The following is an 18,098-nucleotide window of genomic DNA, read 5'->3' on the forward strand; positions in this document are numbered from 1 at the left end:
CTTTTCTTAATATTGTCTTGCTTGTTTTAATTTTTGCTGTTTTTCTTCATATTCTTTTTTGATCTGTTCTTTATCTGAAATTTCAGAGATTCCTACGTTCCACCATGAGTCACCGTAACCTGCTGTCATGGTTTTTGGAAGTACTTTCACATCAATCAGGGTACTGACTGTCTGCTTTTTAGCATCTTCAAGCGAAGATTTCAGTTCATCGAGTGTATGAACTTCATATGTTTTTGCTCCATAACCTTTTGCTGATTGGGCAAAATTGATTCTCATAATCTCTCCATCAAGCTGTCCGGTTTTCTTATTTCTTTTTCGAAATTCAGTCGCAAAACTGTCCATACCATGGCTCATTTGCAAATTATTAATACAGCCAAAACCGGAGTTGTCAAAAAGAACGATATTAATTTTATAGCCTTCTTGAATGCTTGTTACAAGTTCACTATGCAGCATTAAATAACTACCATCACCCGTTAAGGCATACACTTCTTTGGTTGGTTCAGCCATTTTTGCTCCAAGTGCAGAAGCAATTTCGTAACCCATACAAGAGTATCCATATTCAAGGTGATATGTGTTTCGCTCTTTTGTCACCCACATTCTCTGTAAATCTCCTGGGAGACTGCCTGCAGCACATGTAATAATGGCGTCAGATGGAATCCATTCATTTAAATAGCCAAGTACAGTCGTTTGAGGCAGCGTTGTATTAAGTTTTTCCTTATATTCATCTAATTCATGATCAAAGTGGCTTTTGATTTCAGGTGTAAAGCCTGTTTCAGTGTACTGAATATGATGAAGCCGATGTAATTCTTGTTCCCAGCGCTGTTTTGCTTCTTTGATTTCATTTTGATAATTTGTTTGATAGTTTGCTAGTTCATCCTTTAATACAAGGAGTGCCATCTTCGCATCAGAAATGACTGTTGTTGCATCTAATTTAGATGCATGATAGTCGGATAGATTGATAGTTAAAACATCACTGTCTGCGTATAGCCGTTTAGATGATGTTGTAAAGTCTGTAAATCTAGTGCCGACGCCAATAATAAGGTCAGCCTTCTGAGCGAGTTCATTGGCGGCACTATTGCCAGTGACACCAAGTCCGCCTACATTTAATGGGTGGCTGCTTTCAACACAGCTTTTACCAGCTTGTGTTTCACTAAAGGGTATATGAAAAGTTTCAGCAAATTGGACAAACTCGTCTGCCGCCTCTGAGTAACGAACCCCTCCGCCTAAAATCAAGAAAGGCTTCTTTTTCTTACGAATGAGTGCCGCTGCTTCTTGAATACTTCTTGCTGAAGGTGCATATCTGTCTAAATAATACGTCCGCTCTTGAAAAAAAGACAGCGGATAATCCCATGCTTCTCCTTGAACATCTTGAGGAAGCGAAATTGTGACAGCACCAGTATCTGCTTGATTTGTTAAAACACGCATGGCGTTAATCAGTGCCGACATGAGCTGTTCAGGTCTTGATACCCTGTCCCAGTATTTACTCACAGCCCGAAAGGCATCATTCGTCGATAAACTCAAGTCGTATGTTTGTTCAATCTGCTGAAGTGCTGGATCTGGCTGTCGTGTTGCAAAGACATCACTTGGGAAAAGCAAAAGTGGAATTTGATTCGCTGTTGCCGTTGCAGCAGCTGTGACCATATTGGCTGAGCCAGGCCCAACGGATGAGGTGCAGGCCATTACTTGTTTACGTTGCTTTTGCTTTGCGAAGGCCGTTGCAGCATGTGCCATTCCTTGTTCATTTCTTCCCTGATATACCTCGAGCCTTCCAGGGTTTTCTTGAAGGGCTTGACCAAGCCCCAACACATTTCCGTGACCGAAAATTGTAAAGATTCCTTTGATAAAAGGCTTTTTTTCACCGTCATATTCAACGTACTGGGCATTTAAAAATTTGACCAATGCTTGACTCATCGTTAATCTGATTGTGTCCATTTTGTTCCCTGCCTTATCTGAAAATATTTTTGACATGTTCCTTCACGTTAAAGTTTGCTGACTTTCATCTTGTGAAGGAGCAACGATCCATTTGATATGATTCTTTTTGAAAAAGGTTGTATACGAGTTATCCAGAGAATTATCAGTGATTAAGTAGTCGATTTCATCCAGCTGGCAATAAGTCAACATCGCATACTTATTGAATTTTGTATGATCTACTAATAGAATCACTTCTCTACCTTTTTTGACGACCATTTCCTTCATGCTTGTTTCTACTGGCGATGAATTTGTTACTCCATTTGAAATAGAGACTCCTGTTGATGCCATAAACACTTTATCGAAGTTGTACTGAAGTACATCATTTGTATAAGTAAAGCTGGAAAATGATTTCGTTTTCCGCTCTAATTGGCCGCCAGTTGAAATGACTTGAAGCCCAGTGTAAGGCAATGCTTGTACAATAAAGTCTAAGTTGTTCGTGACAACCGTTAATTCCTTTTCTTTTATAAAATGAATCATTTCTAATGTTGTGGTACCAGAGTCGATAAAAATGACATCGCCATCATCTACTAATCTAGCCGCATCTTTTGCAATCAATCTTTTTTGAAGTTGGTTTCGTGTTTGTCTGTCATGAAATGATTCAAGCCTTGCATGATTTGCTGCTACTCCTCCGTAAACTTTTTGGATATGCCCTTCTTCAACGAGCTTTTGAACGTCTCGCCTAATCGTATTTTTTGACACCCCAAAGGTTGTGACAAGATCATCTAACGAGACAGACTGATGTTGAATCACATATTCTTTTATTTGCTGGATTCTTTTCGTTTTTATCATGCGAATCTTCCTTTTCATCTTATCTATGGGAGTGTCTGCTAGATGTTATCAAACACGCTGACTTGATCCAAATAGTTGGATTTTCATCTTGACAGCTTGTTTAATGGCTTCTGTACCAGGTGATAAAATTGTTTGTGGATCATTGGTTGCTTTATTTTCAGCTAGTTGAGCTCGGACCGCTTGATTCCAGGCTTCCAAGCATTCAGTGTTGACATTGATTTTTGCATGACCAAGTGAGATAGCCCTTTGAATCTGGTCAACAGGAATGCCTGAACCACCGTGTAAGACAAGCGGAACGTCTGTGAGTTCAGATATATGCTTCATCTCATCAAATCCTAGCTTCGGTTCTCCTTGATAAGGACCATGCACTGAACCGAGTGCTGCGGCCAAGGCATCAATTCCTGTTTCTCTAACAAGGCGCACACATTCATATGGATCAGCATAGATGATATTTCCTATCAAGCCATCTTCCATTCCTCCAACAGAGCCCACTTCAGCTTCGACAGATACACCTCTTTTAGAGGCATAATGAACAACTTCTTTTGTCATGGCGATATTTTGTGAAAGAGGATAGGAAGATCCGTCTATCATGACCGAACTAAATCCTGCATCAATGGCAGCTTTGCACCGAGAGACAGTCATGCCATGATCTAAATGTAAAGAAACTGGGACATTGATCGCCAAATCTTTCATTAACCCTTCAACCATGCCTACAATCGTGTGAAAACCGCCCAAATAGTCAATGAGCCGGTCAGATGCTGCTAAAATGATAGGAGATCGCTCCTCTTTTGCCGCAAGTAAGATGGCTTTCACCCATTGCAAACCATTGATATTAATTTGCCCTACTGCATATTGTTTTTGTTTTGCTTCATGCAGCATGCTTTTCATTGAAACGAGCTTTGAATCTATTACAGTCATCCATTGAACACTCCTTACTGTTGAAACTCCATTTTGACAAATTGGTTCGAGACCATCTTTGTTTTCATCCTCTATTTAAGACAGCGTTTGTTGATCTGTCGTGATGTCTATTGATGTTTGACCGTGCTTACGGAAATTCATTTCTAGTTCTTCAAGTGTCATTCCTTTTGTTTCCGGCAAGCACTTCACTACAAACAAAATAGACAGGACTCCGAAAGCTACAAAAACGAAGAAAGTCATCGAGAGGCCGATCTGAGCAAGTAATATTGGGAACGTCAACCCAATTAAAAAGTTCACCATCCATAGACAAAATACACTAACCCCCATACCAAGCCCCCGCAGACGAAGAGGAAAAATTTCTGACAGCATGAGCCAAGTGACAGGAGAGATGGCGCCTTGCTGGAATGCAAGGAATGTAATCGTCAAAAATAAAATCAAATATGGAAGGAAGGCTGTTCCTGCAAAAAGATTAGAGCAAATGCCGATACACAGTAATGTAAAGGTTGTTCCAATCAAGCCTGAAATTAACATAGGGCGACGTCCTATTTTGCCAAGCAGCCAAATTCCAACAAATGTAGCAAGGACAGAGATAAAGCCATTCCCGATATTCCCAATTAGAGCTGCCTTCGTTTCAAAACCTGCATCTTTTAAAATTTCTGTTCCGTAATACATGATGGAATTTACCCCTGTGAACTGCTGTACAACTGCAATTCCTATGCCGATAAACACAAGTCGCCTAATCCACGGCGTGGATAAATCTTTTAAAGTAGCTTTATTTAAATTCACTTCTTCCCTGTAAGCGTTCTCTATTTCGAGCAACTCTGCTTTCGCCGCCCCTTTTGAGCGAATGCGGTGAAGTACTTGAAGTGCTTCTTTGTTTTTCCCCTTTGTTACAAGCCACCTCGGGCTCTCTGGTACTTTTAGCATACCGAAGAATAAAATAATGGCTGGAATCGCCGCAATCGGAAGCATGATGCGCCATACATACGGGTTCTCTCCAAATAAGTTCCCAATCAATGCATTACAGGTAAAAGCAAGTAATTGGCCGGATACGATCATCAGTTCATTTTGTGTTACGATTCTTCCACGATTTTCTGCTGGAGAGATTTCAGCTAAAAATGCTGGAACTATGACTGAAGCTCCTCCAACTCCAAGTCCTAATAAGAATCGGAATAAGACCATTACTTCAGCGTTTGGTGATACAGTACATCCTAATGTAGAAAAAAAGAATAGAGCGGCTAAGTAAAAAATAGTTTTACGGCGCCCGAACCTATCTGATAATCGTCCGCATATGACTGCACCTAACGCTGCACCTAATAATAATGCACTTGTCACAATTCCTTGCATCAGTGCTGTTAAGTTTAACTGATTCGGTAAAGACATGTAAGGTAATGCACCATTTAATACACCAGTGTCATAACCAAAAAGAAGTCCTCCAAAGGTTGAAATTAGGATAATAGATCTTAAATTGGTTTGTTGACTTTTGTTCATGGTCTTTTCTCCTGTTCTCTTTAAGAATGAATAGCCAAGTTTTCATCAATATACTGACGAGCCTTTAATGCATATTCTAAAGGATGAGCAATCGCAGGATTCTGTTCAGCTTCAATGACGATCCACCCTTTATAGCCATGATTGATTAACAAACGGTATACTTCATTAAAATCGATACAGCCATCCCCAGGTACTGTAAACAGTCCATTTAAGAAAGATTCAGAAAAAGACAATTCTTCTTGACGACAGCCTTCCATCACTTCTTTTCTCACATCTTTAAAATGGACGTGCTTGATACGGTCGATATGCAGATTGAGCAAGGCTAAATAATCGCCATCTGATACGTAAATGTGTCCAGAATCATATAAAAGGTGAACATACCGAGGGTCTGTTCCAGCTAAAAGACGTGTGACATCTGATAATGTTTGTACCCCTGTTCCAAGATGATGATGATAGACTAGTTTGAGATGATAACTGTTTGCTATTTGACCTAATTCATTGAGCCCTTCTAAAAGCAGAGCCCATTCCTCATCTGTGAAAGATGGCTGATGTTGATAGATGTTGATGTTTTCTTTTTGAATGGAGTACGTTTGCTCTGAGACAACAGCTACACTAGCATGAATGTCTTGCAAGTACTGACAATGCTTTTTGAATGCTTGTATTGAAGCTGCTAAACCATCTCGGATAATATAACTGCTAAACCATTTTCCAGCTATTTTTAAATTGCGAAGTTTTAGTTCTTTATTCAAGACAGCTGGTTCTGGAAAGAAACCACCTGCTTCAGTTCCTTCAAAGCCAGCGACACAAATATCACTTAATAAATGAGATAGTGTGTTTTCGGCGCCAAGTGCTGGAATGTCATCGTTCCTCCATCCAATAGGCGCAATGCCCCATAAAATTTCTTTAGACACGTTGTTTGTCAACCTCCTTTTGTTTATTATCCTTCTAAATTAACCATAAGTTAACCAATACTTTGATTATTAATTGGGTAACTTATGGTTAAGTTTAAGGTAATCATAATATTAAAAGCGCTTTCAGTCAATTATATTTTTGATTTTTTGTGTAAAAAGACCTGACGGCATTTGCACATCAGGTCTTTTTTCCTTGTTCATTTATTATAGATTTGACTTAATTTTAATGATAGATTCACCGTAATGCTTCATGGATTCTTTTAGTTCTTCAATAAACTTTTTCGCATACGTTTTCACAATGAATGACTCCTTCGTTTTTCGGATTCTTTCATTATGAAGACAATGTGTTTTTTTTGCAAAACGGATGAAGACGCATACAATCTTGATGAAAGCGTCAACAAACTTTCAATTCATCCATTTGGCTCTTTTTCCTGTGATTTTCACCCACTTCTATTTTTTAAAAAAGAGTGATATGCATGATTAATGTGACGACGAGGATGAAGCGCTATACTGGGTAGTCCCTTTGTAGGCTGGCAGTATATCCCCATGTGCTTCAATGAGGTCGTCGCAAAGATTCACGATGTCATCAATTGATAGTTCAGCGCTTGTATGCGGATCCAATAAAGCCGCTTGATAAATGTGCTCTTTTTTACGGCTGATTGCTGCTTCAATCGTCATCAGCTGTGAGTTGATATTCGTTCGATTGAGTCCAGCCAATTGTTCAGGGATCTCTCCGACATAGCAGGGCATGATACCGCTTCGATCTGCCACACACGGTACTTCTACACAAGCTTTTTCAGGCAGGTTGTCAATGAGTCCTCCTGTGTTCAGTACATTTCCACCAAATTTAAAGGGAACGTTCGTTTCAATCGCTTCAATGATACGTGAACCATATTCTTTAGAGCGCGTATGCGTGATTTGTGTGTTTCCCACAAGGTCATGTTTCATCGTATTCCAATTGTTGATTTGTTCCTCGCAGCGTCTTGGATATTCATCGAGCGGAATGTTAAACTGTCCAATCAGTTCTGGATAACGAGATTTGATAAAATACGGATGATATTCTGCATTGTGCTCTGAGGATTCGGTGACATAGTAGCCGAATTTATCCATTAGTTCAAAACGAACCATATCAGGATGCCGCGTTTTTTGTTTTTCTTTTGCTCTTGCTTTGATTTCTGGATACAAGTCTTGACCGTCCCGTTTCACTTCTAATAACCATGCCATGTGGTTAATGCCAGCAATTTTTTCTTCAATGCCTTCATGGTCCATTTCAAGTGATTGAAATAAATCTTTCGTACACACCTGTACGCTATGGCAAAGACCAACCGTTTGAACCCGAGTATAACGCAGCATAGCGCCAGTCAGTGTGGCCATTGGATTCGTGTAATTTAATAATAAGGCGTGTGGACACACCTCTTCCATATCCTTTGCGAAGTCCAGCATCACGGGAATGGTTCGAAGTGAACGGAAAATGCCGCCGATGCCAACCGTATCTGCAATCGTTTGTCTTAATCCATATTTTTTTGGAATCTCAAAATCAATGACAGTGCTTGGCTGATAGCCTCCCACCTGGATGGCATTGATGACATATTTCGCATTCTTTAAGGCTTCTTTCCGGTTGTGATACGACTGAATGGTCACATGTGCACCGTAGTTCTCTTTTAAGTGACGCAGCATCGTTTCTGATTCTTTCAGCCGGTTGTGGTCGATATCATATAACGCAAATTCAAAGCCGGCAAGTGCGGGAACGAACAGACAATCTCCTAATATATTTTTAGCAAACACGGTACTTCCTGCACCGATAAATGTAATTTTAGACATGAACGACACTCCTTTTTACATCAAGGTTGGATTACCCTTTAACAGAGCCTTGAGACAGCCCTGCGATAAAGTATTTTTGCAAAAGTAAAAACATCGTGACCATTGGCAGCATCGCAATAAGAGCAGCGGCGCCAACGAGCTGGAGCTGGTGTTGATTTTGACCAAAGAAATTGGATAAGGCGACTGTCAGTGTATGCATCTCTTTATCTTGCAAGAAGAAGATGGCAAATTGATAGTCGTTCCAAATATACACACAGGCAATGATTAAAACAGAAGCGGTAATCGGCTTCAGCAGCGGAAAAACGACGGTGAAAAAGACTCTAAGTGTTCCCGCGCCATCAATACGAGCGGCTTCTTCAAGCTCCTTGGGAATCGTCGACCGGATAAAACCGGCATATAGAAAAATCGTCAGTGGCAAAAAAGCAGCAACATTGTTTAAAATAGCGATTTGATAAGTATTCATCATGCCAATTTGTACAACCATTTTGTATAAAGGGACAAGGGCTGTGAGCGGCGGTATCACCATAATGGCAATGAATAAGAGATACACCGCTTGATTCAGCTTTGTTCCTCTTCTTGCGAGTGGATAGGCGGCAAGTGATCCAAAGATGATGAGTAGGGCAGCCGAGCTGAACGTAATGATCACTGTATTCAAAAAGGACTGGCCAAGCTGAGCATCTGTCCATGCCATGCGAAAGTTTTCAAAATGAAGCGTTGATGGGAACAACCATTTTGAGCTAAAATCTCCTATCCCCTTTAGAGAGGTCGTGACTAAAATATAAAATGGAATCAGGTGCAGCAATGTTATCAAAAGGGCGAGTAAGGAGTACCATCTTTTCTTTCGTTTATAGGCGTTATCCATCACACCTCGGTCTCCTTTCGTTTGAAATAAATGAGCGCTGCGACACTAACGACAAGGATGATAACAGCCATAAAGACACCTTGCGTCGCTGCATAGCCTGCATCCTGCCGTTTGAAATAAAGATCATACATAAAGGTCGACATCGATTGCGAGGAATCTCCGGGTCCTCCGCCAGTGAGCGCGACAATGACATCAAATAATTTAAGTCCACCGATGACATTGAGCACAACATTGATGGTGATAGATGGCATTAAAAGCGGTAATGTGATGCGCCAAAATTGCTGAAGACCTGAAGCTCCGTCGAGTTGTGCTGCTTCATAATAATCTTTAGGAATGCTTTGGAGTCCTGCTAAATAAATGATCATGGCAATCCCGACGAATTGATACGTATTCACAAACACGATGATCCAAGTGTTTAGCTGCGGATTACCAAGTGCGTTCATTGGATCAAATCCAAAAAGGGTAACAACGTCGTTTAAAGCACCACCTTGGTACGCAAAGACAAAATACCAAATATAGCCCATAGCAATCGGGCTGATCATGACGGGTAGATAGATCACCGTTCTTGTGATGGCTCTCATTTTTAAACTTTGATTTAATAAGAGTGCATATCCAAGACCAATCATATTTTGTAAGATGGTGCTCCCGATGCCGTAAAGAAGGGTATTTTTCACAACAAGCCATGTAGTTGGATCTTGTAGTAGCCGTTTGTATTGATCAAGTCCGATCCACTCATACTGTTGTGAGAAACCGTTCCAATTTGTAAAAGAGAGCTGAATCCCGTTAAAAAAGGGATAAATGATAAAGGTACTGACAACGAGAACAGCAGGCAGATACATCCACCAAAGTGAAGAATTTTGGCTATTTTTCATCTTCTGTTTTGGAAAAGAGGTAAATGTCGCCGCCTGTTTTTCTTTTGTGATGTCACTCATTGGCTTCACTCCTGTTTCAGCATGAGCCTGCTATTGTTTTTTCAGACGCTTATATTCCTCTTCCATTTTCTTCGATAGTTGTTCCGGTGTGATGGAGCCTGCTAATAATTCTTGACCGGTCGTTGCCATGACAGCCCACATGCCGCTCGGTAAGTATTTCCGATCAAAATATGGTTCAATCTTAATATCTTCATATTGCTCGTAAAATGTAGAGTAATAGTTTTTGGCTTTGACTTCTTTTAAAGCCGTTTCAGAGGAAGTGCCCTCTGCGATTTTCTTTGCGTTTTCAGGCTTTGCTAAAAAGTCAATGAATTGTTTTGCTTCTTTTAGATGCTTTGAGTCTTTCCATGCCGCAACAGTAAAGCGTTCCCCGCCAATCCAGCTTTGCTCATCTCCTTCATGAATAGCTGGTACGGGCATGGTGCCTACTTTGATCGATTGATTGAGTTCAGTCGCCTCAGGTCCTAAAGATCCTCCCACAAAGGTGAAAGCAATTTTGTTTTGTGCCATTAGCTCAGGTGCTTGGGATAGTTTCGCAGTGAGTACATCTTTGTTTAAAAGGTCTTGATCTTTCAGCTCCTTCATAAACTGTGCAAGCGGTGTATATTGAGACCAATCAAATGATCCATTTTCAAGGTCTTTTCCGTATTGATGTTTTTGATCGGTAATGAGTAAAGGCGTTGCCAGCTCATCAAAGACTTGGGCAATATTTGAATTATCGCCTCCTGGGATCCAAAGCGGCACAACGTCTCCTTTACTTTTTTCTTTGACAGTCTGTAAAGCAGTTCTCAGTTCATCCAGTGTTTTAGGAACTTTTATGCCATATTCTTTTAATAGATTGGCATTAAAACTAAGTCCGTCTTTTGCTTGATTCAGCGGATAAGCATAGACTTTGCCATCTTTGTCTTTTAAAATTTGATCGAGTGAAGGATCGAGTTGTTTTACCCAGTCCATCTCCTTTAGATCAGCCACGTATTCGCTATATCGCAGCTTGGCCCAGCCGTGTGTATCAAATAGGTCTGGCATGTCGTTTGCGCCCATTTTGACGCGTATCATATCTTCATAGCTGTTGCCAGGGAAGTTGGCATCAATTCGGATGTTTTGATGTTCTTTTTCAAAGTCACGGATCACTTCTTCAAATGCCTTTCTCTCCCCGCTGTTGCTCATTGTAGAGAATAGAGTCAAGGTCACTTTTCCGTTTGCTTCAGACGCACCGTTATTGCCACAAGCAGACAAGATCATCGACAAAACTAGAGCTGCACACAACATCAAAATTTTTTTATTCATCGTTTCCTCCTCTTGATCACTGAAAATTCAGACGATTATTGGTAGAATTCATGCAGTTGCGGAAACAAAAGAAGTCCATTATACTGGAATTCTATTCTTTTCAAAGAGATAAGAGAGCAATTGGGTAAACTGCGTTGTTTTCAGCATGATCTGGCCATCATGCTCAGCAGCTCCCTTCCTGCTTTTTTGTCTCTTTTTTGTTTGCTGAAATGCTCATTCACCCCCTTTCATGGATTGGGCATGTGCTGCCTCTTTGCATGAGTTTTGTTGGCACGACGACTTTTAGAGGCAGCTTTCTTCCTTCTATCCGCTCAAGCAAAAGCTTTAGACCTACTTCCCCCATTTCTTCTGTATATACTTTAACCGTTGTGAGCGGCGGGCTTGAAAAGGAAGCGGCTTCGATATCATTAAACCCCACGATTGAGACATCTTGAGGTACACGAAGACCGGCTTCATGTAGCGCTCGCATAGCGCCTATTGCCATAGAGTCACTTCCGATAAAAAAGGCTTCTGGAAGCTTTCCTTTCTGAATGGCTTTTTGCATAAGCGAGTAGCCTTCTTGCATCGAATATTCGCCTATGTGGATGTCATTCATATGAAGAGTTCCCGCTTCTTGCATTCTTTTGATAAAAGTTGTTTGTCTTTCGTCCTCAATCACAGCATTTCCTTCGAAATAATGCTCCCTCTCTTTCCCGCCAATATAGCCTAGATGTGTATAGCCGAGAGATTGCAGATGACGAATGGCACGATCTGCCGCCCTGACAAAATCCACATGTACACAATCATACAAATCTTCATCCGCATAATGATTGATAAAAACGATATGTTCCATTCGGTTTGTCATCTTTTCAACCGTATCAGGGCTGATTCGTCCAATGACGATCAAACCGTCAATATCCTTTAGTATCGCCCCTTTGTCCATGTTTCTTAGGCGAAAGGTATGGAGAGTAGACAGACCTTGTTTGGCATATTCTTTTTCAATTCCTTTTCGAATCGATGAAAAAAAAGGATCATTTAATTCTTCGTCAATGGATTGGGCGACAACGACACCGATGACTGGGGATGCGGGTGGGCTTTTTACTTCTGCTTGATCGGCTTTTCTTGCTCTGACTGGGGTATAGTTTAATTTCTTGGCTATGTCGAGGATGTTTTGTCTTGTTGCGTGTGAAACGGCAAGCGTTTGATCGCCATTTAACACACGGGATACAGTAGAGACGGATACTTTTGCATCATGAGCAATATCTTTGAGTGTAGTCATAGGCAAACTCCTCATCATTTTTGACTAAATGTTTACTAAAGATATTTGAAGAATAACACATAAATAAAGCGCTTTCAATTATAAATTTGTGCTTTTATGAAGTTTTTGAGTATGTTTTGATAAGGAGATAGTTTGTTTAGTAAAATTGCGTAAAAAAGAGGATGGGCTTCATCCTCCTTTTTACTAAGGTGATTTCATTGTGGCTGTTTCTTTTGCGAACAATTGCTTCATTATTTCCCATGCTTTATCTAATTCTTCGTGAAGTCCAAATAAACCTGAGGTACCGATGATGTAAATTTCATTTCCTGCCTCAGCAAGCAACCTGAACGTGCTTTCATTGCAAGAGCCGTCTACCTCAATTGAAAATGAGTATCCCCCCTTCTCTTTGATTTCTTTCACCTCTTTCATTTTCGGAAGCATTTCTTTGATAAAAGGCTGACCCGCAAACCCTGGATCAATTGTCATGATCGTCACCCGGTCTATTAAATGAATAAAAGCATCTAATGTTGCAACTGGTGTGGCGGGATTGAGAACAAAGCCGACCTCACACTTTCTTTCGTGGATATGCCGAATGATTCGAAAAACGTCTTTTTGCACCACTTCTGGATGTAAACAAATCATCGTTGCGCCTGCATCAATACATGCATCAATTAAAAATTCCTGAGGCTGTTCGGCCATTAGATGAACATCAATCGGAACGTCTGTCAGTTTCCGAAGTTGTTCAATGAAAAAGGGTGATAAGGTCATATTTTTTACATAATGACCATCCATGACGTCGACATGGTAACGATCTGCCCTTGTGTTCAGAAGCTGAATTTGTTCACGGAAGTGCGTTAAATCCATGCACATCAATGAAGGTGAGAAAATAGCTGTCATCCTGAAATGCCTCCTTTTTAAAGATGAAATATAAATTTGATCAATCCAATCAAGATTCCGATGATACCGAAGTCTGTATCGCCAAATGTTGTCCCTTCAAAGCCAAGAGTGCCTAACACAGGAAGTAAACAAGCTGGTAAAAATGAAAGGAGTATTCCATTTACAAAGGAACCGGCGACTGCACCTCTCACTCCCCCTGTTGCATTGCCATATACGCCCGCTGTCGCACCGCAGAAAAAGTGTGGCACAAGTCCAGGAACAATGACAGTTAAACCAAACAAAGGAAGAAGGAAAATAGACACGATGCCACCTGCAAAACTGCATAAAAAACCGATGATCACCGCATTTGGAGCAAATGGGAAAACAGTTGGCGCATCAAGTGCCGGCTTTGCCCCTTTGACGAAACGATCGGCAATCCCTTTGAAAGCAGGCACAATTTCCCCGATTGCCATCCGTACACCTGCTAAAATAATGTACACCCCAGCAGCAAAGGTAATGGCCTGAATGAGAATGAAGACAGCAAAGTTCGTACCACCACTAATGTTTTCTATATATGAAATTCCCGCAAACGGTGCAATCGCAAAGAAAAGCAAAGCCATCGTAATGGAGATGGCCACCGATGTATCTCTTAGAAAACCGAGTGATTTAGGCACTTGAATGGTTTCCGTTGATTTCTCTGGGCGCCCGACCCATTTGCCGATCATTCCCGCTGTAAAATAGCCGAACGTACTGAAATGACCGAGCGCCAGATCATCACTTCCAGTGACTTTCCTTGTAAACGGCTGAAGGATTGCGGGAGCAATGACCATCGCTGCACCTAATACGATTGAACCAGTGATGATCAGCAGCGTTCCTTGCATGCCGGCTGTTGACAGAACGACTGCAAGCATAGCCGCCATATATAGCGTATGATGCCCAGTTAAAAAGACGTATTTAAAGGGTGTGAATTTTGCCAAAAGCAAATTGACCACCATACCAAAAATCATAATGAGCGCTGTCTGTGTACCGAATTCCTTTTGGGCAATGGCCGCCATGGCATCTGTATTTGGGACAACCCCTTGAATGTGAAACGCTGCTTCAAACATCTTCCTGAAAACCCCAAGTGAATCAGATACGACTGTGGCGCCCGCTCCTAATATTAAAAAACCCATTGTTGTTTTTAAGGTGCCTGATACAGTATCGGCAGCTGACTTTTTCTGCAAAAGTAAACCAGCTAGTGCAAACAAACCGATGAGAATTGCAGGTGTGCCCAATATATCGTTCATGATCAGTTCTATCATGATGTGAATCCCCCTTTTTCGTGGCTTATATGTGTTTGCGAAGGACGTCTTTAATGGCTTCCTGGTCTAACAAGTTATTTAATCCAGCGACCTTTCTTGTGCCGTCATCCAGCTGATCGATAATGTCTGTTGCGCCGATATAGAGGTCTGCTTGTTCATTTTTGCTTGTACTGAGATCGGTGTGATCCACTTCCGCTAAAAGTCCTAATTCTTCTAATGCCTTTTTGACATTCATTTCAACAATAAAGCTGCTTCCTAAACCGTTTCCGCATACAACAAGAATTTTTTTCATTCTCTTTTTCCTCCTTTATACTTGTGAAAATCGATTGATTAGTTGTTGAATGGCCGCTAATTCCTCTGCTTCAATCAATTGTCTCACCCGTTTTTCTTCACTTAACAGCATCGTCAGCTGTTTTAGTGCTTTCAGGTGGGTCATACTGTCAATGGCAGCTAATACAATGATGAGCCGAACTTGCTTTTTTCCATCCTTTGAAAAGGAAACGGGCTGCTGACATGACATAAGTGACATGCTTAATTTGTTCACGCCATCCTCTGGTCTTGCATGCGGAATCGCCACTTGTGGCGCAATCACAATATAAGGGCCATTTTGATGAACAGACTGGATCATCGCTTTCACATAACTTTCCTGAATCGCTTGTTGATCAATTAAAGGCTGCGCTGCTTTTGTAATCGCCTCCTGCCATGTGTCTGCTGTTTGCTGGAGCTGAATGGTTTCTTCTGTTAATAAATCGTTTAACACTGGTTTCCACCCTTTCTGGTGTGATACATATGTGGGATGAAGCAGCTCCTTCAAGTCATGAAGCAATGCTTTTTCATTTTGAACGATGGTATGCTGCTGAATGATGTTGAATAAAGCATTCACATGTTTCTCATCAAGCTTAGGTTCTGAGCCTTCTCCATATTGAAGCAATGCTTTTTTCTCATAAGCAGTGAGAATAGGGTGAACGAGATGAACAGGTTTTCCTTTAAACGAAATAGGTGTCGTTGACACAACAAAGTCGGCATCAATGGATGTTAATTCTTCATATGAACGTTTTGATAACAGTCCGCGTATGTCGATGTAGCCGATTAATTCAAGAAGCTGCGTTTTCAGCATGTGACTGGTGCCAATTCCTTCTCCGCAGACAATGTAAACAGAACGTTTCGCAATCGACGAAATCCCTTCTCTTCTCATCCAGCCGCCAAAATGCATCGCCACATAGGCAATTTCATGATCGCTCATCTTTGAACAGGCCGCCTTCTCTAAATGACAAGCAACCTTTTGCGTGATGTCAAACACCTCTGGCTGTGCATGTTTCATGGAATCTGTTAATTCATTGATGATATCAATGTGATAGATGAGCCTATAATAGGCCGGAATTAAATGCATGGTTAAGTTTTGTTCCAAGACTTCTACTTCCTGGAAGGAAATACACGCATAACGCTGAAAGTCAATGATCATTTGTCTCGCAATGGTTCGAATGAGATGTTCTTCTGGTTTTTGACTTGTTGGAAGTTTTTGTTTTTTGGCACTGAGCCATAGCGTACTAAGAAAATAGATTTCATCATCATGAACCAAAAGACTGGTTTCTTTTTGAATTTGCGCCATGAAACGAATAGCAGCCAAGCATTCATCTGTTTCCTGCAGTGTCCGTTTTTCTTCTGTTGAAATGTGTACAGCACGTCCAAGCTTCATCCGTTTAAAGTAGAAAAAGAGATCTATAGACAGCTGATCCAGCATGTCATCTGCAAACTCAAGCTTTAGATCTTGTTCGGACTGTTGAAGGAGAGCATGTATTCTCTTATATGAGATAGGACCCTTTAACCAAACCGATGGAAATGTTTTTTCATTTTTTATCATGTTGCGAATGAAATGAATATAAGGTTTCAGCGCCAACCGAATTGTTCTTTCTTCTCCTGAAATTAAATAGCCACTGGCCGCCTGGTAATGAAGTGTAAGCTGCTGTTTTGAAAGTGCTTCTTTTAGTTGTTTCATATCTTCAAGCAGTGTATTGCGGCTTACCTTCGTCATCTCCATAAAATCATCAATTTTTAGATGCTTCTCACTGCATGCGATGGAAAGGAGCAAGATGGCACGTCTTTCTTTTACACATGGTTCATAGTCATGACCGACAAGAACAGTGTCAGCTTTTTCGATAATGACTTCTTTCTCGTGTGGATTTAAATAGTAGCCTCGTTGATCTTTTCGCTGGACGCCACTAAGCTGATGGGTTTCCAGCCAACTATTCATTCGTTTAATTTCAGCGTAGACCGTTCGAGTAGAGACATTCAGTCGATTCTGTAAATCTTCAATTGATAGATAAGTGGTCGTGTGAAGCAGCATCGATAATAAAGTCGTGCCCCTCTTGGTTAAGTGCAGTTGGAATTCCTCCCTTCTTCCCTTTGGTTATAAGTCTAATCAACTCGCATGCGTCAAAGAAGTCCAAATGTTTTCAGTAAATGTTGTGCAGCTTTTGGGTGCTGTTTTTTCGTCAAAAAAGCACACCCGTATGAGTGTGCTTTTAAACTTATATCCAAAGAGTTCTTTGTCTTCTTTTATTATGAAAGGAATGAGGTCATAAATGTCCTGGTAAATCTTTTTGAATGCCTATATTTTAATATTTCTCAATGCCTTTCGCGTTCTTGATTCACCCATATATACTGCATAAAACGGACATTAATCACAGGGCCAATAGCCTTTGTTTCGGTTTTATTCGGTTTGAAGCGCAACAAACACAAAAACCTTAAAAGGCATAAAGACAATCAAGATTCATTTTGTTACTTCATTTTCACTGCTTCTTTCATTTCCTCTATTACTTTATCAAACCACTGTAGAGGATTTAATGAGATCGCCGGAAAGTAGATTTCTGCATTATTTTCGATAAAGCTTTCTTTTTCCTGTATTGTTAAAGGACTATTCGAAAAACCCTGACAATCCTTTATAGTAGACTGCAGACATTCTTTGCTAGCTTCATGGATAAACTCATCTAACGCTTCCTCTGGTGAATCAATATCCTGATGAAATGTCCCACCTAAAAAATCTTCTAACTTTTTTAAATAACTAGAGCTCTCATTCATTGAATCACCTATCATAATTAAAATTATCAGTTTAAATAGTCGAGTTTAAAAACCTTCATCTCATAGAAAACAATGTAGTGGTGTTTGCTAACCTAATTAATGTCAAACGAGAGCTTTCAGGTTGTGGCTCTGCTCTTTGATCAATTAATCTTGCTTACAATTAAATTGCGCAGTTTCCAATATGAAGTTCAAAGTGTTTTTCTTCTGAAAATATTTGAGCAATTTTACCTGTTATTTTATCTGCTACAATGATGCTATGATTCTCTGAAAATAGCCAAATTTCTTCAATTGCCTTATCGAAATCTAAAGCTTTTACATTTGCCCAAACAGGAAAAGGGTCATTTTCAATTAAAATAAACCATTCTTTTTTCTCTTTGAGAAAATCTAATGAATTTTTTAACCAAGTCATAATCGAGTCTTTGTCTGTATTTGTTAATATTTTGGAAGGTGTTGAATCTATTTGACGAAATTGTTTTAATACTGTTTCACATAATTTTAGCCATTGAGAAACATCATCTTCAAAATCAATTACCTCAATATATGCTAATTGTTGTATTTTCTTTTTAGCATTCATCAAAGCAATTTTTTTCTGTATTTTTTCATTTTTATATACCATTTTTTCAT

General features: G+C 40.3%; 16 protein-coding genes. All 16 read right to left on the reverse strand.

What is annotated here, in order from left to right; genetic code table 11:
• Nucleotides 1-6: 6 nt before the first annotated feature.
• The 16 genes from iolD to NSQ64_RS10435 all read right to left on the reverse strand — a co-directional run bounded on the left by iolD (nt 7) and on the right by NSQ64_RS10435 (nt 18,090).
• On the reverse strand, nt 7-1,932 hold the full coding sequence (gene iolD / locus NSQ64_RS10360; RefSeq protein WP_341016359.1) for a 3D-(3,5/4)-trihydroxycyclohexane-1,2-dione acylhydrolase (decyclizing): 1,926 nt from the start codon (nt 1,930-1,932) through the stop codon (nt 7-9).
• A gap of 42 nt (nt 1,933-1,974) precedes the next feature.
• Nucleotides 1,975-2,760 carry a DeoR/GlpR family DNA-binding transcription regulator gene (locus tag NSQ64_RS10365; RefSeq protein ID WP_268382081.1) on the reverse strand — a complete coding sequence of 262 codons (786 nt, stop codon included), beginning with the start codon at nt 2,758-2,760 and terminating at the stop codon, nt 1,975-1,977.
• A 48-nt stretch (nt 2,761-2,808) separates the two neighbouring features.
• The gene (gene fba, locus NSQ64_RS10370) at nt 2,809-3,678 is read right to left on the reverse strand and encodes a class II fructose-1,6-bisphosphate aldolase (protein ID WP_268382082.1); all 870 of its coding nucleotides are present in this window, start codon (nt 3,676-3,678) and stop codon (nt 2,809-2,811) included.
• Between the two features lie 75 nt (nt 3,679-3,753).
• Complete coding sequence (locus NSQ64_RS10375; RefSeq protein ID WP_268382083.1) at nt 3,754-5,169, reverse strand: sugar porter family MFS transporter; 1,416 nt, start codon at nt 5,167-5,169, stop codon at nt 3,754-3,756.
• Between the two features lie 20 nt (nt 5,170-5,189).
• Nucleotides 5,190-6,080 carry a myo-inosose-2 dehydratase gene (iolE, locus tag NSQ64_RS10380; protein ID WP_268382085.1) on the reverse strand — a complete coding sequence of 297 codons (891 nt, stop codon included), beginning with the start codon at nt 6,078-6,080 and terminating at the stop codon, nt 5,190-5,192.
• A 480-nt stretch (nt 6,081-6,560) separates the two neighbouring features.
• Nucleotides 6,561-7,901, reverse strand: coding sequence for an alpha-glucosidase/alpha-galactosidase (locus NSQ64_RS10385; protein WP_268382087.1), 1,341 nt, complete (start codon nt 7,899-7,901; stop codon nt 6,561-6,563).
• A gap of 31 nt (nt 7,902-7,932) precedes the next feature.
• Complete coding sequence (locus NSQ64_RS10390) at nt 7,933-8,763, reverse strand: carbohydrate ABC transporter permease (RefSeq protein ID WP_039167804.1); 831 nt, start codon at nt 8,761-8,763, stop codon at nt 7,933-7,935.
• Entirely contained in the window at nt 8,763-9,695 is a 933-nt protein-coding gene (locus tag NSQ64_RS10395) for a carbohydrate ABC transporter permease (RefSeq protein WP_041507194.1), read from the reverse strand. The genes NSQ64_RS10390 and NSQ64_RS10395 overlap by 1 nt, the downstream gene beginning before the upstream one ends.
• A gap of 30 nt (nt 9,696-9,725) precedes the next feature.
• The gene (locus NSQ64_RS10400; RefSeq protein ID WP_268382088.1) at nt 9,726-10,982 is read right to left on the reverse strand and encodes an ABC transporter substrate-binding protein; all 1,257 of its coding nucleotides are present in this window, start codon (nt 10,980-10,982) and stop codon (nt 9,726-9,728) included.
• A 217-nt stretch (nt 10,983-11,199) separates the two neighbouring features.
• The gene (locus NSQ64_RS10405; RefSeq protein ID WP_024719056.1) at nt 11,200-12,240 is read right to left on the reverse strand and encodes a LacI family DNA-binding transcriptional regulator; all 1,041 of its coding nucleotides are present in this window, start codon (nt 12,238-12,240) and stop codon (nt 11,200-11,202) included.
• A 183-nt stretch (nt 12,241-12,423) separates the two neighbouring features.
• On the reverse strand, nt 12,424-13,116 hold the full coding sequence (gene alsE / locus NSQ64_RS10410) for a D-allulose 6-phosphate 3-epimerase (protein ID WP_341016364.1): 693 nt from the start codon (nt 13,114-13,116) through the stop codon (nt 12,424-12,426).
• Between the two features lie 17 nt (nt 13,117-13,133).
• Nucleotides 13,134-14,396 (reverse strand): PTS ascorbate transporter subunit IIC, encoded by a 1,263-nt coding sequence (locus NSQ64_RS10415; RefSeq protein WP_268382090.1) that lies wholly within the window; start codon nt 14,394-14,396, stop codon nt 13,134-13,136.
• A 25-nt stretch (nt 14,397-14,421) separates the two neighbouring features.
• Nucleotides 14,422-14,688, reverse strand: coding sequence for a PTS sugar transporter subunit IIB (locus tag NSQ64_RS10420; RefSeq protein WP_017359544.1), 267 nt, complete (start codon nt 14,686-14,688; stop codon nt 14,422-14,424).
• A 15-nt stretch (nt 14,689-14,703) separates the two neighbouring features.
• Nucleotides 14,704-16,776 (reverse strand): BglG family transcription antiterminator, encoded by a 2,073-nt coding sequence (locus tag NSQ64_RS10425; protein ID WP_268382098.1) that lies wholly within the window; start codon nt 16,774-16,776, stop codon nt 14,704-14,706.
• A 398-nt stretch (nt 16,777-17,174) separates the two neighbouring features.
• The gene (locus tag NSQ64_RS10430; protein WP_268382091.1) at nt 17,175-17,474 is read right to left on the reverse strand and encodes a contact-dependent growth inhibition system immunity protein; all 300 of its coding nucleotides are present in this window, start codon (nt 17,472-17,474) and stop codon (nt 17,175-17,177) included.
• A gap of 160 nt (nt 17,475-17,634) precedes the next feature.
• The gene (locus tag NSQ64_RS10435; protein ID WP_341016368.1) at nt 17,635-18,090 is read right to left on the reverse strand and encodes a hypothetical protein; all 456 of its coding nucleotides are present in this window, start codon (nt 18,088-18,090) and stop codon (nt 17,635-17,637) included.
• Between the last annotated feature and the right edge of the window lie 8 nt (nt 18,091-18,098).

It is taken from the genome of Bacillus sp. FSL W8-0183, from assembly GCF_038006825.1.
GTDB lineage: Bacteria > Bacillota > Bacilli > Bacillales > Bacillaceae > Bacillus > Bacillus altitudinis.

What these genes read in the sequence shown, in the direction of transcription:
- iolD (WP_341016359.1), bottom strand. Translation starts at nt 1,932, where the DNA reads ATGGACACAATCAGATTAACGATGAGTCAAGCATTGGTCAAATTTTTA.
- NSQ64_RS10365 (WP_268382081.1), bottom strand. Translation starts at nt 2,760, where the DNA reads ATGATAAAAACGAAAAGAATCCAGCAAATAAAAGAATATGTGATTCAA.
- fba (WP_268382082.1), bottom strand. Translation starts at nt 3,678, where the DNA reads ATGACTGTAATAGATTCAAAGCTCGTTTCAATGAAAAGCATGCTGCAT.
- NSQ64_RS10375 (WP_268382083.1), bottom strand. Translation starts at nt 5,169, where the DNA reads ATGAACAAAAGTCAACAAACCAATTTAAGATCTATTATCCTAATTTCA.
- NSQ64_RS10385 (WP_268382087.1), bottom strand. Translation starts at nt 7,901, where the DNA reads ATGTCTAAAATTACATTTATCGGTGCAGGAAGTACCGTGTTTGCTAAA.
- NSQ64_RS10390 (WP_039167804.1), bottom strand. Translation starts at nt 8,763, where the DNA reads ATGGATAACGCCTATAAACGAAAGAAAAGATGGTACTCCTTACTCGCC.
- NSQ64_RS10395 (WP_041507194.1), bottom strand. Translation starts at nt 9,695, where the DNA reads ATGAGTGACATCACAAAAGAAAAACAGGCGGCGACATTTACCTCTTTT.
- NSQ64_RS10400 (WP_268382088.1), bottom strand. Translation starts at nt 10,982, where the DNA reads ATGAATAAAAAAATTTTGATGTTGTGTGCAGCTCTAGTTTTGTCGATG.
- NSQ64_RS10405 (WP_024719056.1), bottom strand. Translation starts at nt 12,240, where the DNA reads ATGACTACACTCAAAGATATTGCTCATGATGCAAAAGTATCCGTCTCT.
- alsE (WP_341016364.1), bottom strand. Translation starts at nt 13,116, where the DNA reads ATGACAGCTATTTTCTCACCTTCATTGATGTGCATGGATTTAACGCAC.
- NSQ64_RS10415 (WP_268382090.1), bottom strand. Translation starts at nt 14,396, where the DNA reads ATGATAGAACTGATCATGAACGATATATTGGGCACACCTGCAATTCTC.
- NSQ64_RS10420 (WP_017359544.1), bottom strand. Translation starts at nt 14,688, where the DNA reads ATGAAAAAAATTCTTGTTGTATGCGGAAACGGTTTAGGAAGCAGCTTT.
- NSQ64_RS10430 (WP_268382091.1), bottom strand. Translation starts at nt 17,474, where the DNA reads ATGAATGAGAGCTCTAGTTATTTAAAAAAGTTAGAAGATTTTTTAGGT.
- NSQ64_RS10435 (WP_341016368.1), bottom strand. Translation starts at nt 18,090, where the DNA reads ATGGTATATAAAAATGAAAAAATACAGAAAAAAATTGCTTTGATGAAT.